The following is a 13,854-nucleotide window of genomic DNA, read 5'->3' on the forward strand; positions in this document are numbered from 1 at the left end:
CCGGGTTAATCCGGGGCAGGGATGCCCCGGCGCGGCGACAAGCCGCGTGAGCCCAGGCCGGGCGTGTACCGGGCCTGGGCGGCGGCCCGAAATACCAGGAGGGTATTTACGGGCCTGATTAATAATACCTAAACGCCGAAATTCTTCTCGACGAAATCCCAGTTGACCAGGTTCCAGAATGACTCGACGTATTTCGGACGGGCGTTGCGATAGTCGATGTAGTAGGCATGCTCCCAAACGTCGCAGGTGAGCAGCGGCGTTTGATTGCTCGTCATTGGGTTGCCGGCGTTGCTGGTGCTGACGATCGCGAGACTGCCGTCTGCGTTCTTCACCAGCCAAGCCCAGCCCGAACCGAATGTGCCGATGGCGCACTTGGTGAATTCTTCTTTGAACTTTTCGAACGAGCCGAACGATTGATTGATCGCGCCGGCCAATGCTCCGGCGGGTTCTCCGCCGCCGTTAGGTTTCAGGCAATTCCAATAGAACGTGTGATTCCAGACTTGAGCGGCGTTGTTGAAAATACCGCCCGAGGATTTCTTGATGATGTCTTCCAGGGACAGATTCTCGAATTCGGTCCCGCCGATCAGGTTATTGAGGTTGGTGACATACGTCTGATGATGTTTACCGTAATGGTATTCGAGAGTTTCTGCAGAGATATGCGGCTCCAACGCATTCTTGGCATAAGGTAACGGGGGAAGTTCATGAGTCATCAGATTCTCCTTTTGTCTATTGATAAAATCAGCACACCCAATCGTGTCGACGGGTGAAATTCCAACTTAAATAGTAGGGAATATAGTCTAACATCCGAAAGGCAACGCAAAAAGCATGTGAAGCATCGATCGACATGTCCGTCCTCTTTTCCTTTGACAAAAAAAAGAGCTTCCCATGAAGCTCTTTTTCGGAATACCTGATTCTCAGGTCGATTTCGGACCATCGCTGTTTTTACCTCTCAACAGGTGGATTGGCCATTCTCTTTAGACTTTAAATCTTGTGGTTACCGGTCCATTGCTGGACTTGCGCCTTCCAGCTTCCGTCCGCTTGACGTTTCAATACACTGTAAAGTACCCCGTCGTAGCGATACTTCATCACTTGCGACGGACCTTGCAGCGTCTTGATGTCGGACAACTTCGTCGTTGCGACGATGGTATCGTCCTTCTCGCCGCGCACATCGACGACATCCATCGCATAAACGCCTTTCTGAATCAGTGTTTGCCAAAACGCGCGGATTTCGCCGACACTTTTCGATACTGAACCGTTAGGCTGTACCAGCATTGCATTATCGGCATACAAAGACAGAATCTCGTCGACTTTGCCTTTGGCGAAAGCGGCATTCCACTTTGCAATACTGGACTCCGCAATTTGTCTAACATCTTCGGCTGCCTGGGACGCTCCCGTTCCCGAGGCGGCGAATAATGCGACTATCAGTCCTAAGCTACGTCTCATGTGACCACCTCCTGAGGCTAAAACTTTTTGCCCACGACTGTAGACTATAGAGCAACAAAGTTGGTTTACAATATCTAATAACCTTTACGAATTGTTTCCATAATTAAAATTATCAACTCGGATCACCATGGATAAATTGACTAGCATGTTGGTATTCACCAAGGTCGCGAAAGCCGGGAGTTTCGCTTCGGCTGCCAAAGAACTCGGACTGTCCCGAGCCATGGCGACCAAGCACGTGATGCAATTGGAAAACGGCCTCGGAATCAGGCTGTTGAACCGCACGACCCGAAACCTCAGCCTCACCGAGGTTGGAATGGTTTATCTGGAACGCTGCCTGCAGATTCTCGACGAAATGGAAGAAATGGAAATCGCCGTCACCCGGTTGCAAACGGAACCCCGCGGAACTCTCAAGGTGAATGCGACGCCGTTCTTCGGCGCGTACCATTTGGCACCGGCGATAGCCGCCTACATGGAGGCGTTTCCGGAGGTGAACGTCGAGCTGGTGCTGCAGGCGGGCTATATCGATTTGATCGAGGAAGGATTCGACCTTGCGATTCATCTCGACGAAATGCGCGATTCCAGTCTGATCGCCCGCAAGCTGGGCAGCTCTCAGCGTATCGTTTGCGGCTCGCCCCAGTACTTCAATAAGCACGGAATACCCAAGACGCCGGACGATCTCCGTAAGCACAACTGCTTGACCAACTCCAGCTTGCCGCCGCGCGACCAATGGCAGTTCAGCATACCCGGCGGCGAAACCACCGTGGTCAAGGTCACCGGCAACATGGAAGCAAATGTCGCAGATGCCTTGCGCATGGCCGCGATCAACGGTCTGGGCTTGGTGTTGCTGCCGACTTATATGGTCGGCCAGGACATCCGCAAAGGCAGACTGAACCCGGTGCTCACCGATTACGTACCGGCGCCCTTGGAGATTCATGCGGTTTACCCGCATCGCAAGCACTTGTCGGCCAAAGTTAGAACCTTCGTCGATTTCTTGAGCGAACGGTTTCATCCGAAACCCTACTGGGAAGACTGGGCGGATGCACAGGAATAAGCGCTGCATTCGGATCGCGGCTCTCGACCGAGACCGCATCACCTTCTTCCACGGCAGATATCGACGATGGCGCTTGAAATCGAACGTAAATTTTTGGTCCTAAACGACAGTTGGCGCAATTCGGTCAGGGATTCCGCCTATTTTCGTCAGGGGTATCTCAATAACGAAATCCATTGCTCGGTCCGGGTGAGGGTTTGCGGCGACCGGGCTTGGCTCAACATCAAGAGCGTTACCATAGGTACCCAGCGGCAGGAGTTCGAATACGAAATTCCGGCAAACGACGCTCACACCATGTTGAGCACCTTGAGCCGCAGGCCCCTAATCGAAAAAACCCGGTACTTCGTCGACGTGGGGCCCCATACATGGGAAATCGACGTTTTCGAGGGCGACAACACCGGCCTCGTGGTCGCGGAAATCGAACTGGGAAATCCGGACGAAACGTTCGAGAAACCCGGCTGGTTGGGTGAAGAAGTGACTTACGATCCGCGTTATTACAACACGAGTTTGTCGACGAACCCCTATAATAGCTGGCAAGATTAAGTCCAGCGGAGGAGCGTTCCTCCGTCGTTCTTCCGGACTCTCAACGGAAATTTGGCTTCCTGGCCGCCGGGGTCGGCAATATGACGACTTTTTTCTTCATCGTGCTGCTATTCGCCGTCTTGATCTTGGCGGCGACGTTCGTCGGGAGAAAATTGCCGAAAACCCATGTGGCCGCCAGCCGGATCCGCCTTAGCGCCCCGCCGAATAAGGTTTGGGACATCATCAATGATTTCGAATCTTACGCGACGTGGCGGCCGGGATTGCACCGTACCGAGCGCGGTCCCGATATCGACGGGCTGCCCAGCTGGTACGAAATCTGTTCCCAGCATAGCCGAGTACATTTTCGAGTAGTCGAACGTAAACTGCCTTCACGCCTCGTCACCAAAATCGTCGGCGACGACCTTCCCTTGAGCGGTACTTGGATTTACGAACTCGAAGAAGACGGCGACGGTACCGTTTTGACCATCACCGAGCAGGAAAACATCCATAATCCGCTACTTCGATTCTTCGACCGTTTTGTAATCTGTTATTACGGCGTCATGGATGTCTATCTGATTGCCCTGGCGATTAAGCTAGGCGACTCGGCCAGACCGCAACACCTCAGCCTCAAAATCGACGATTCGAGCATGACCGCCTGATCCGTCGGCGTAAAGACGCGCCACGTGATTCGGAGACGGCTGTCGTGAGCGGATATCGATCACGCCGGCGACCTCATCGCTCGCCCAAAATAATCGAAGCGCCCTAGTTGACAGGACTTACAAGCCGGGCATAAAGTATTGACCCGATACCAAAAGCAGCGGCCGGGCGTTCCCGCATGCCCTGCTGCAGCCTGAAAAGTATCGATAGGGCCCCGTTTTCCGGGTTCCAAAACGGGCTTCTTCGTATTCTAAACGCAGAAACCGCAATGACCTTATACCTTTTATCGGCATCTGCGGCAACTCTGGCTCCTAACAACCCCTGGCCATTGAAGGCCAGCTTATAACCGGATTAGGGTGAAAAAAATGAATGTCGAGAACCAAGCAGTAAAGAAAGATTATTTCTGGATTTATGTCGCTCTCGCAACGATCGCGCTGGTCGGCGTCATCGCGATGGTGAAGTTGAGTGAAAACGACAAATACGACCCGATTCGCCAGCAACTGTCCGAAGAGGCGGCCCAAATGAATATCCGAGTTTTGAACTAATCGTCGCCTCGTATTACGAGACCACCATCAAGAGGTCACCTTCATGAGAACAAGAGCGTTAAGTTCCAAATTACTTTGCGTGTTGGCCGCCGTCTTCTTTTCCTGCGGCACGGCGTTTGCGGCCGAATATATAGAGCGAACCCTCATGGGAAATACGATACCGGCGCAAAAATGTGCCGTAAAGGACGAAGCCTCGCAAAAAGCTACCGATAAGTACACCATCGACAAATTCACAAGACGGTTCTGCGAAACGCAAGGCTACGGATGGTATGTTTCCGAAGCTAAAGACCAAGGGAAGCTGGTTTGCGAGGAATGCAGCGGCGATGCCTCCGGAGCAGGTAAATACAGATGCCACGTGGAGGATATCGTCGTAGCCTGTAAGCGCCTCAAACCGGGCTCGGTAGGGCTGTTTCCCGGAGAAGGTTAAAAAAGGTTAAAACCGATCGCCCCCGCTGAACTCGGCAGTCAGGCGAAAGCTGCCATCGGTTCAGCGGTTTCCGGCGATATGCCGCAATAATATCGCCAATATCGCCTGACGTTTGCCTTTACCCCCTCGTCGACGGCGATGACAAACACCTAGAATACTCGGGCAAAGGCTTCAAGCCGAGTTCCCAAGCCCATGCCCAAGCCCCTGGTCTGCCAGACAAAGCAAACTCTCCTTCTAACAAAAGCGAGACGAGAATGGCGCCAGGCGCGATCAACCGACCTGTTCGACGAACGTCCGACAACGGTTCGGCGCGTATCAGCCTAGAATTGACCGCTTTCCAGGGCGGATATTCTTCCATCACATCAACCCTTTACGCGTATTCGACGCATCACAGCGCAAGTTTTAATCTGTGGTGCCATTTTCCGTTAGAATTACGCGCCCATCGCTTCACCAATTTGCCTTAGTGTGCTGCCGCCCATGAATATCGTGCTGCTCGGCATCGTCGCCTACATCCTGGTCCAGCTGCTGATCGGCATGCTGGTGTCCAGACATATATCCAGCGAGGACGATTATCTTTTAGCCGGCCGTAGGCTTGGGCTTAAGCTAGGCACTTTCACGGTTTTCGCCACCTGGTTCGGGGCGGAAACCTGCATCGGGGCCGCCGGATCGATCTACCAGTCAGGACTTTCCGGCGGGTCTGCCGATCCTTTCGGCTATGCCGCTTGTCTCCTTCTGATGGGACTCTTTTTCGCGGTGCCCCTTTGGCGCAGAAAACTCACGACTTTGGCGGATTTGTTCCGAATCCGTTATTCCCCCAAAGTCGAGCGGCTGGCGGTGCTCATGCTCGCCCCGACGTCCATCATGTGGGCCGCGGCACAGATTCGTGCGTTCGGACAAGTCATTTCGGCCTCTTCCGATTTCGAGGTCGAAATCGCCATCACGATAGCGGCGACGGTGGTCATTATTTATACGGTTTACGGCGGTTTGTTCGCCGATGTCATCACCGACCTGATCCAGGGCATCGCGCTCATCGTCGGCCTTGCCGTTCTTTTTTACGCCGTAACCAAGGCCAACGGCGGCTTAGCAGAAAGTTTCGGTGCGATCGAGCCATCTCGACTCAGGCTGTTCGGCGGCGGCGAGAAACCACTGCTGGAAGTGATTGAAACTTGGGCGATACCGATCACCGGCTCATTGTTCGCTCAGGAGCTGTGCGCACGCATCCTGGCGAGCCGCTCCCATCATGTCGCCCGAGCGAGCTGTCTGGCGGGAGGCGGACTGTATCTGCTGGCCGGATCGATTCCGGTCTTTATCGGACTGCTCGGCGTTCACCTGCTGCCGGAACTCGAAAATCCGGAGCAGATCCTGCCGAGACTCGCGCAAGAGCACCTCTCCACTTTTGCCTACGTGCTGTTCGCCGGAGCCCTGATTTCCGCGATTCTCTCGACCGTGGACAGCGCCCTCCTCGCCGCCTCGGCTCTGGTTTCCCACAACCTCGTGATCCCTTTGGCGGGAAACGTATCCGAATCCGGCAAGGTCCGCATTGCCCGCACCGGCGTGTTGATCTTCGGTATCGTGGCCTATGTGTTGGCGCTCTACGCCGAAGGCGTGTATGCGCTTGTGGAAGAGGCGTCAGCCTTCGGCGGCGCACCGATTTTCGTCGTCATCCTGCTCGGCTTGTTCACTCGCATCGGCCAAGCCAAAAGCGCTGCCGCAGCGCTGGTCGTCGGCATGACCGTGTGGCTGATCGGCAGTTATGCGCTGGAGCTGGCGACCCCTTATCTGGCATCTCTGGCGGCCAGCTTAATAGCCTATCTTTCCGTGGCCGTTTGGGAAAATCGTACCTTGAATACGGCTGCTGAAGCCTCCACATGATGTGAAACCATGTTAGACCAACAACCCCCCACTCGATATAACCAATTCCTGAAGATCGCCACCTGGTTCGAAGGCGGCCTGATTCTCCTTGCCTACGTGATAGGCTGGGCGGTTTCGATCAATCCGTTGGCGCATATCGGATTCAGCCCGATGGCCTTGGTTTGGGGCATCGTGGGCACATTGCCCCTCTATTTGCTGTTTGCCCTGTCCTATAACCTGCCTTGGAGCGGCATGCGTGCGGTAAAGAACTTCTTGGTAGAAAAACTAGGGCCTTTTCTGAGCCGCTATCGCTGGCAAGAATTGCTGTACCTGGGCTTTTTGGCCGGCATTTCCGAAGAAATCCTGTTTCGCGGCCTGCTTCAGCCCTGGTTCGAACAAAACTGGGGATGGATAGGCGGCATCGCCTTCAGCAACTTGGTATTTGCCCTGGTGCATTGGGTCACGCCTCTTTATGCACTGCTTGCCGGACTTACCGGCGTTTATCTCGGGATCGCGCTCGATTTCGGCGGCGAACGCAATCTGGTCATCCCCATTCTCATCCATGCCATCTACGACTTCCTGGCTTTCATCGCCGTGGCACAGACCTACCGTCGGGAAAAAAGCCGGTCGTTCTGATCCGCTGGTTACTCGGGCCCATGTGTCGGCAAAGAATTGCCGACCTACGTCTGGCCGAGAATTCCCGCGCCGGCGTATCGCGGAAAGCGCACTAGGCCCGGCTATCGTGTATCGGCGCTTCGCGGTACTTGAGGGGTGCCCCCGAACGGTCGGACGAGACGGCCAGGATTTCGGCGATGATGGACAAGGCTACCTGTTCCGGCGTTTCCGCGCCGATGTCCAGGCCGACGGGACCGTGGAGGCGACCTAGTCGAGCTTCATCTAAGCTCAAACCGTCTTGGGCCAATTCTTCGAGCATCTTTTGAGTGCGCTTACGCGGACCGAGCATGCCGATATAAGACACTGGCGAATGCAACAAATGGGCGAGAATGGCCCGGTCGCGATGATAATTGTGATTCATTACCACCGCCGCGCCGGCTCCTTCGAGCGAAATCTCGTTCGCCACGGCGTCGGCCCGGCACAAACGCACCTCGTCCGCCATCGGAAAGCGCTCCCGTGCGGCATACGCGGGGCGGCCATCGACTACCGTGACATCCCAGCCCAGCCGTTTGGCCAGATCCGCCAAGGGAATCGCGTCATGGCCGGCACCGAAGATGATCAAAGCCAACGGCGGCCGGATCGCCTCGACGAAAATCTCGAGCTCGCCCGAACCGCTGCCGTAAGTTTTTAGTTCCGATCGGCCGCTGCTCAACACCATCCGTGCATCGTCGACGATTCGCTCGGCATACGGGCTTTGTCCAAGTTCTCCGCCGATGGCGTTATCCGCGCCGATCCATAGACGCTCACCCGATCGGTGACGAAGATCGCCCGCGTAGCCGACGACCACGGCCACTGCTACCGGTCGCCGTGATCCGAGACTATTTTCGACGGCCTGAAGATAGGCAGGAATCTCCCCTTGCAACAGCGGTTCGACCAGGACGCGGATCACGCCGTTGCAGCCCAGCGCCAGTCCGAACACCAAATCCGCATCGGAGGTATGGTCGTAAGTGACGACTGCCGGCCGACCGTCCGCGGCAATGTCTTCGGAGCGGGCGCAGATATCGGCTTCCAGGCAGCCGCCGCTGACACAGCCGACCGTCGAGCCGTCTTCCAGAATCAGCAGGCGCGCGCCGGCACGCCGATAGGTGGAGCCTCTAGCTTCGATCACCGTTGCGAGGGCGCGCGGCTTCGTGCCGTCCTTGAGTGCGGACAGGATGTCCTGCAATTCCTTGCTTTGCGACATGGGGATTTCCCTTAAGCGGTTTTGAGATCGTGCTTGGACAAAGGCAGCGAGCGGACGCGTTTGCCCGTCGCGGCGAACAGCGCGTTGGCAACGGCCGGCGCCAGCGGCGGCACCCCGGGTTCGCCCACGCCGGACGGCGGCTCCCGGCTAGGTACGATGTGCACCTCGACCGCCGGCATCTCGTCGATCCGCAAGATCGGATAGTCGGTGAAATTGCTCTGCTCCACTTCGCCCTTGTTCAGAGTGATTTCCCCGTAGAGCGCCGCGGAAAGCGCCCAGACGATGCCGCTTTCCATTTGCGCCGCGATGGTGTCCGGGTTGACCACTTGGCCGCAATCGATGACACAGACGACCCGATGCACTCTGGGTTGTCCGCCCTCCACCGAAACCTCGGCGACTTGCGCCACATAGCTGCCGAACGAGGAATGCACGGCGATGCCGCGCCCGCGGCCTTTCGCGAGGGCCGAGCCCCAGCCGGCTTTCTTCGCCGCCAGTTCGAGGACGCCCCGATGCCGGGGATGCTTCGTCAGCAGTTCATACCGCAACCGGTACGGGTCCTTGCCGACGGCATGCGCGACTTCGTCGATGAAGCTTTCGACCACGAATGCGGTATGCGAATGACCCACCGAACGCCACCACAGCACCGGAATGTCGAGCTTGGGACTGTGCAGATCGACGCGGATGTTCGGAATCGCATAGGGCAGATCGGCCGCTCCTTCGACGGATGACACATCGACTCCGTCCCGCACCATTGCACCTTCGAACGGCGTCCCGATGGCGATGGATTGGCCGACGATGGTATGGGTCCAGGCGACCAGCCTGCCTTTCGCATCGAGGCCTGCGGTCAGCCGGTCGTGGAAGGCCGGGCGATAGTAGCCGCCCTTGATGTCGTCCTCGCGGGTCCAAACCACCTTGACCGGTTTCTTCACCGCCTTCGCGACGTGTACGGCCTCGCTGACGAAATCGGACTGCGGGTTTCCCCGCCGACCGAAACCGCCCCCGAGGAAAGTGGTGTGAAGCTCGACCTGTTCCGGCTTGAGCCCTGCGATGGTAGCCGCCCGGTTGCGGTCGGCTGTCTGGAACTGGGTGCCGGTCCAAATCTCGCAGCGGTCCTCGCGAAGATCCACCGTGCAGTTCAAGGGCTCCATGGGAGCGTGGGCCAGATAAGGCACTTCGTACTCGGCGCTGAACGGTTTGGCGATTTTGGCGAGAATGCCGGTTGCATCGCCTCTTTCCTTGGCCGGAAGCCCCGACATCCTGGCCAATCGGGCGAAATCCTCGCGAAGCTTCGCGGAAGAGAGATCGGCATTCGCCCCGCGATCCCACACGATCTCCAGAGCATCGCGTCCCTTCTTGGCCGACCAGAAATCCTTAGCCACCACGGCGATGCCGGACGGAACCTGAACCACGTCCACCACGCCGGCAACGGCTTTGGACTTGGCGGCATCGAAGCTCTTCACTTTGGCGCCGAACACCGGCGGCCGCGCGATCAGGGCGGTCAACAGCCCCGGCAACTGCACGTCCATCCCGAATTGGGCCGTGCCGTTGGTCTTGGCCGGCGTATCGAGACGGCGGGTCGGCTTGCCGATCAGCTTGAACTGCTTGGGATCTTTAAGTTTAACTTGGGCCGGCATCGGCAGCTCGGCGGCCTTGGCGCTCAATGCACCGCAGGACAGGCGCCGCCGGGTCGGCGTATGGATGACATAGCCGTTCTCGGCACGACAGGAATCCGGCTTGACCTTCCAGGTATCGGCGGCGGCCTGAATCAAAAGCGTCCGCCCGGCCGCACCCACCTTGCGGAGCTGCTCCCAGGAGGTCGCGACGCTCGTGCTGCCGCCCGTAGCCTGTATGTTCCAGACGGTATGGTTGTAAACCGGCGCAACCGGAGCGGCTTCGACCCTGACCTTGCTCCAGTCGGCCTCCAGCTCGTCGGCCACCAGCATCGCGAGCGAAGTGTAAACGCCCTGCCCCATTTCGGACTTGTTGATCAGGATCGTGACGGTTTCATCCTCGCCGATGCGGATGAAGGCATTGGGCGGATAAGTTTTGGCCGGATCTTCCGCCGCCATGGCGAACTTCATGGTGCGCGGCAGATAAAAGGCAATGACCAGGCTGCCTCCGAGCGCTGCGGACGATTTGAGGAATTGCCGGCGTCCCGGATTGGCGGGTTCGATGCTCATGACTAAGCTCCTTTTGCCATATCCGCGGCCCGGCGTATCGCCTTGCGGATGCGTTGATAGGTTCCGCAGCGGCACAAGATGCCGGACATTGCGCTATCGATATCGGCATCGCCGGGATTGGAATTTTTCGCGAGCAGCGCCGCGGCCGCCATGATCTGGCCCGACTGGCAGTAGCCGCATTGCGGCACATCCACTTCGATCCAGGCCTTTTGTACCGGATGATCGCCCTGTGCGGACAAGCCTTCGATGGTCGTCACCTGTTTGCCGCCCACGCTGGACACCGGAGTGATGCAGGCGCGGGCCTGTTCGCCGTCGACATGTACGGTACACGCGCCGCACACGGCCACGCCGCAGCCGTACTTGGTGCCGGTGAGACCGAGATGATCCCGCAGAACCCAGAGCAAGGGGGTGTCTCCGGAAACGTCCACTTGATAACTTTTGCCGTTGACGTTCAGCGCGATCATGTATTCCCTCCTCTGGCTATAATGGAAACCGCACCGGACATGCGGTTTAAGAAGTCTATTCGGCAAAATGCCCGAGGCGCCCAACGATGTCAACCAACCCGAACCAGCCGGAAATCGGCCTGGTGCTGCTTGCCGCAGGAGGCTCCCGGCGTCTCGGCAAGCCCAAACAGCTGCTGCACCATCGCGGAGAAAGCCTCCTGCGCCGGGCGGCGAAGTCGGCCCTGGCCTCACGATGCTCGAAAATCGCAGTCATTCTTGGCGCCGACGCCGAGGCATGCGCCCACGAACTCGAAGAGCTTCAGCTGCTGACCGTTATCAATCCGGAATGGGAAGAAGGCATCGGCAGCTCGATCCGGATGGGAGTGACGGCGCTCAACAGCGCGGCGCCGGAGCTGGACGCGGTGCTTCTGGCTTTGTGCGATCAGGCTTTGATCGATTACCGCCATTTGAACGGCCTGGTCGAGGCTTTCTGCACATCCCGCCCGACTGTGGTCGCCTCCCGGTATGGCGATGCCTTCGGCGCACCGGCGGTGTTTCACCGTTCGCTTTTCGGCGATTTGGCTGGTCTTGCGGGCGATGAAGGCGCAAAGAAAATCATCGTGCGGCATCTTCGATCCACCCTATTCGTCGACTTGCCGGAAGCCGGCATTGATGTCGATACGGTCGAGGATTACGCACGCCTGACAGGTTCGCCGAGAAGCGGCTGAACGTTGCGCGCGCCTTGAACAGCGGACGGCGGCGAGTTGGAACGCCGGTGCAATCGGGCCCGAACGACTTCAGGACCTCTCCGGCTTGTAACCGATGTCCACGATCACGCATCGCAGCGGTCCCGTGGGCGCATTGACGATCACTTCGTCGTCGATGGCTTTCTTGAGCAGGGCTCTAGCCATGGGCGAATCGACGCTGATCCAGCCTTTCTGCGGATCGAATTCGTCGGGACCCACGATACGATACGTGGATTCCTCGCCATCGGCGTTCTCGAGTGTGACCCAGGCACCGAAAAAGACGCGCTCCCGGTCCGAGGGCAATTGGGCGACGACTTTAAGCTCCGGCAGCCGTTTCTGCAGGTAGCGGATGCGCCGGTCGATCTCTCTTAGTTCTTTTTTCCGGTAGATGTATTCGGCATTCTCCGACCGGTCACCTTCGGCGGCAGCGGCCGAAAGATGCTTGGTCACATCGGCGCGGCGCTCCCAAAGCCCCTTGAGTTCGGCCCGAAGCTTCTCCGCGCCTTCCGCGGTGATGTAAGGTGAGGATTTGGAGGATGGAGGCCGCCAGCGCGCCATGTCGATATACAGTGACTCTTTTTGTTTTGGCGGAGAAGTATATCAAGGCCGCTCGTCGATCACGTTCCGGATGAATTTTTCCTGTGCCTCGACGCTTTCCGCCAAACGGAACTGGACCAGAGCCCGCTGCAAGTTCTGCCCCGGCTGCTCGACCTTGAAATAGCGGTCGCCTTCCAAGTGGTCGGTCAGGAAACGTAAACCGAGCTCCAAGGGAAGCAGCCGAATCGCGTCGTACAAATAGTAGCGCTCGATGTCCGTCAAAAAAGCCCCGGTTTCGGCGAAATAAGTCCGGAGAATGGCACGGCAGACGTCGAGATCGAACGTCACTTTCGCGGAATCGTCCGCCGCTTCGCCCGATCGATTGCAGCAGGAGCGGAGGCAATCCCCCAAGTCGTAATGAACGAGTCCCGGCTTCACCGTGTCGAGATCGATCAGACTGGCGGCGCGTCCGCTCTGCGCGTCGAACAGCACGTTATTGAGCTTGGGATCGCCGTGGATGACTCTGAGGGGTAGCTTGGCCTCTTCCAGAACGGCAAAAACAGAGCGGCGGGCGTTCACGAAATCCAGGGCGAACCGAAGCTCCGCATTTTCCGAGGCCCCTACGCCATTGGCGACGACTCGATCGAAACGGGCGAGGTACCGGGGTGCGATGTGAAATCCAGGCAAGGTGTCGTGCAGCAAACAGGCATCGAGATCGCTGGTCAAGGCATGGAACCGACCCAGGACATAACCCACTTCTTCCGCCTGGGCGGAATCCTGCAAGGTGTTTTGGCTCCGTGTATCCGGAATGAAGCTGAGGGCGCGCCAAAAGTCGCCCTCATCGTCGACCCAGAAGCTTAAGCCGGCGCGGGTGGGCCGAATTTCGGGAAATCTCAGATCGCGGACGGCGTCGGTGCCGGCTTGACGTTCCGTAATATGGCTCAACAGAACCCGCAGGTTCTCCATGATCAACCGGGGCTCCGGGAAAACCCGACGGTTGATGCGTTGAAGAACGAATCGCCCCCCGCCAGGCGGTTCGGCGACAACCAGAAAAGTATCGTTGATCAGCCCTTCGCCCAAAGGCTCGACGCTCAGATGGCCGTCTTCGTCCACGAAATGGCGAGCAATGCGGTTTCCGATTTCGCTCAAGTCCATGATCGTTCGAACTTCTCCAAATGGCAAACGGTCCATTCCGCGGGCGCCTATGCTCTGCTCTGATCGTTATACACAAATACTCGCGAGACTCGAATCACGCCCTCAGACTCGTCATTCCGGCAGGGATGCCGGAATCTAGGGCCAGGGATGGTAGTTGGCCAGTCACCAAAAACTTCTCACGAACTGGCAGTCAAATTCGTCCACAAATCCCGCCACTCCGGATTACTCTGCTCGATTAAGCCCAGCTTTGCAACGCGGGGCCATCTCTTGATTTGCTTTTCCCGCAAGATGGCGCTTTCCATCTGCTCGTGGAGTTCGTACCAAACCAGATGGTGAACCTCGTATCGCTTCGTAAATCCCTCGATAAATCCATTCCGATGTTGGAAAACCCGTTTGATCAAATCCGAGGTCACTCCAACATAGAGTGTCCCGTTCCGCCGAC

General features: G+C 57.5%; 16 protein-coding genes. 8 read left to right on the plus strand and 8 right to left on the minus strand.

Annotated features, from left to right (window positions below):
* Positions 1-128: 128 nt before the first annotated feature.
* Positions 129-710, minus strand: coding sequence for a superoxide dismutase [Fe] (sodB, locus tag ABJK70_RS10835; protein WP_077728592.1), 582 nt, complete (start codon positions 708-710; stop codon positions 129-131).
* 271 nt (positions 711-981) lie between these two features.
* Entirely contained in the window at positions 982-1,443 is a 462-nt protein-coding gene (locus ABJK70_RS10840) for an SgcJ/EcaC family oxidoreductase (RefSeq protein WP_086134892.1), read from the minus strand.
* A 127-nt stretch (positions 1,444-1,570) separates the two neighbouring features.
* On the opposite strand from ABJK70_RS10840, the gene ABJK70_RS10845 reads away from it, so the two are divergent.
* The 7 genes from ABJK70_RS10845 (at position 1,571) to ABJK70_RS10875 (ending at position 7,129) form a co-directional block, all read left to right on the plus strand.
* Entirely contained in the window at positions 1,571-2,494 is a 924-nt protein-coding gene (locus ABJK70_RS10845; protein ID WP_077728590.1) for a LysR family transcriptional regulator, read from the plus strand.
* Positions 2,495-2,560: 66 nt separating this feature from the next.
* On the plus strand, positions 2,561-3,034 hold the full coding sequence (locus ABJK70_RS10850; protein ID WP_077728589.1) for a CYTH domain-containing protein: 474 nt from the start codon (positions 2,561-2,563) through the stop codon (positions 3,032-3,034).
* An 80-nt stretch (positions 3,035-3,114) separates the two neighbouring features.
* The gene (locus ABJK70_RS10855) at positions 3,115-3,672 is read left to right on the plus strand and encodes an SRPBCC family protein (protein WP_077728588.1); all 558 of its coding nucleotides are present in this window, start codon (positions 3,115-3,117) and stop codon (positions 3,670-3,672) included.
* Between the two features lie 363 nt (positions 3,673-4,035).
* Positions 4,036-4,215, plus strand: coding sequence for a hypothetical protein (locus ABJK70_RS10860; protein ID WP_077728587.1), 180 nt, complete (start codon positions 4,036-4,038; stop codon positions 4,213-4,215).
* Positions 4,216-4,258: 43 nt separating this feature from the next.
* Positions 4,259-4,642, plus strand: coding sequence for a hypothetical protein (locus tag ABJK70_RS10865; RefSeq protein WP_240507080.1), 384 nt, complete (start codon positions 4,259-4,261; stop codon positions 4,640-4,642).
* A 477-nt stretch (positions 4,643-5,119) separates the two neighbouring features.
* Positions 5,120-6,514, plus strand: coding sequence for a sodium:solute symporter family protein (locus ABJK70_RS10870; protein ID WP_205780657.1), 1,395 nt, complete (start codon positions 5,120-5,122; stop codon positions 6,512-6,514).
* Between the two features lie 9 nt (positions 6,515-6,523).
* Complete coding sequence (locus ABJK70_RS10875; protein ID WP_077728585.1) at positions 6,524-7,129, plus strand: CPBP family intramembrane glutamic endopeptidase; 606 nt, start codon at positions 6,524-6,526, stop codon at positions 7,127-7,129.
* 91 nt (positions 7,130-7,220) lie between these two features.
* Here ABJK70_RS10875 and ABJK70_RS10880 read toward each other — a convergent pair whose 3' ends face one another.
* From ABJK70_RS10880 to ABJK70_RS10890, 3 genes are read right to left on the minus strand one after another with little or no spacing between them, the layout of a single operon-like run.
* Positions 7,221-8,351: an XdhC/CoxI family protein gene (locus ABJK70_RS10880; protein WP_347257980.1), complete on the minus strand. Its 1,131-nt coding sequence runs from the start codon at positions 8,349-8,351 to the stop codon at positions 7,221-7,223.
* Between the two features lie 11 nt (positions 8,352-8,362).
* Positions 8,363-10,531 carry a xanthine dehydrogenase family protein molybdopterin-binding subunit gene (locus ABJK70_RS10885; protein ID WP_347257981.1) on the minus strand — a complete coding sequence of 723 codons (2,169 nt, stop codon included), beginning with the start codon at positions 10,529-10,531 and terminating at the stop codon, positions 8,363-8,365.
* A gap of 2 nt (positions 10,532-10,533) precedes the next feature.
* Positions 10,534-10,995, minus strand: coding sequence for a (2Fe-2S)-binding protein (locus tag ABJK70_RS10890; RefSeq protein WP_347257982.1), 462 nt, complete (start codon positions 10,993-10,995; stop codon positions 10,534-10,536).
* 86 nt (positions 10,996-11,081) lie between these two features.
* On the opposite strand from ABJK70_RS10890, the gene ABJK70_RS10895 reads away from it, so the two are divergent.
* Positions 11,082-11,702, plus strand: a complete 621-nt coding sequence (locus tag ABJK70_RS10895) for a nucleotidyltransferase family protein (protein ID WP_077728581.1) — start codon at positions 11,082-11,084, stop codon at positions 11,700-11,702.
* Between the two features lie 69 nt (positions 11,703-11,771).
* Here the strand turns inward: ABJK70_RS10895 and greB are convergent, their stop codons facing one another.
* The 3 genes from greB to ABJK70_RS10910 all read right to left on the minus strand — a co-directional run.
* Complete coding sequence (greB, locus tag ABJK70_RS10900) at positions 11,772-12,278, minus strand: transcription elongation factor GreB (RefSeq protein WP_077728580.1); 507 nt, start codon at positions 12,276-12,278, stop codon at positions 11,772-11,774.
* 42 nt (positions 12,279-12,320) lie between these two features.
* A complete protein-coding gene (locus ABJK70_RS10905) occupies positions 12,321-13,412 on the minus strand; it encodes an aminoglycoside phosphotransferase family protein (protein ID WP_347257983.1) in 1,092 nt (363 codons plus the stop codon).
* 176 nt (positions 13,413-13,588) lie between these two features.
* A partial coding sequence (locus tag ABJK70_RS10910; protein ID WP_347257984.1) for a GIY-YIG nuclease family protein occupies positions 13,589-13,854 on the minus strand: 266 nt, incomplete at its 5' end.

Origin of the sequence: Methylocaldum sp., assembly GCF_039794385.1 — a bacterium.
Classification (GTDB): Bacteria; Pseudomonadota; Gammaproteobacteria; order Methylococcales; family Methylococcaceae; genus Methylocaldum.

What these genes read in the sequence shown, in the direction of transcription:
- ABJK70_RS10865 (WP_240507080.1), top strand. Translation starts at nt 4,259, where the DNA reads ATGAGAACAAGAGCGTTAAGTTCCAAATTACTTTGCGTGTTGGCCGCC.
- ABJK70_RS10875 (WP_077728585.1), top strand. Translation starts at nt 6,524, where the DNA reads ATGTTAGACCAACAACCCCCCACTCGATATAACCAATTCCTGAAGATC.
- ABJK70_RS10885 (WP_347257981.1), bottom strand. Translation starts at nt 10,531, where the DNA reads ATGAGCATCGAACCCGCCAATCCGGGACGCCGGCAATTCCTCAAATCG.
- ABJK70_RS10850 (WP_077728589.1), top strand. Translation starts at nt 2,561, where the DNA reads ATGGCGCTTGAAATCGAACGTAAATTTTTGGTCCTAAACGACAGTTGG.
- greB (WP_077728580.1), bottom strand. Translation starts at nt 12,278, where the DNA reads ATGGCGCGCTGGCGGCCTCCATCCTCCAAATCCTCACCTTACATCACC.
- ABJK70_RS10890 (WP_347257982.1), bottom strand. Translation starts at nt 10,995, where the DNA reads ATGATCGCGCTGAACGTCAACGGCAAAAGTTATCAAGTGGACGTTTCC.
- sodB (WP_077728592.1), bottom strand. Translation starts at nt 710, where the DNA reads ATGACTCATGAACTTCCCCCGTTACCTTATGCCAAGAATGCGTTGGAG.
- ABJK70_RS10845 (WP_077728590.1), top strand. Translation starts at nt 1,571, where the DNA reads ATGGATAAATTGACTAGCATGTTGGTATTCACCAAGGTCGCGAAAGCC.
- ABJK70_RS10880 (WP_347257980.1), bottom strand. Translation starts at nt 8,351, where the DNA reads ATGTCGCAAAGCAAGGAATTGCAGGACATCCTGTCCGCACTCAAGGAC.
- ABJK70_RS10840 (WP_086134892.1), bottom strand. Translation starts at nt 1,443, where the DNA reads ATGAGACGTAGCTTAGGACTGATAGTCGCATTATTCGCCGCCTCGGGA.
- ABJK70_RS10855 (WP_077728588.1), top strand. Translation starts at nt 3,115, where the DNA reads ATGACGACTTTTTTCTTCATCGTGCTGCTATTCGCCGTCTTGATCTTG.
- ABJK70_RS10870 (WP_205780657.1), top strand. Translation starts at nt 5,120, where the DNA reads ATGAATATCGTGCTGCTCGGCATCGTCGCCTACATCCTGGTCCAGCTG.
- ABJK70_RS10860 (WP_077728587.1), top strand. Translation starts at nt 4,036, where the DNA reads ATGAATGTCGAGAACCAAGCAGTAAAGAAAGATTATTTCTGGATTTAT.
- ABJK70_RS10895 (WP_077728581.1), top strand. Translation starts at nt 11,082, where the DNA reads ATGTCAACCAACCCGAACCAGCCGGAAATCGGCCTGGTGCTGCTTGCC.
- ABJK70_RS10905 (WP_347257983.1), bottom strand. Translation starts at nt 13,412, where the DNA reads ATGGACTTGAGCGAAATCGGAAACCGCATTGCTCGCCATTTCGTGGAC.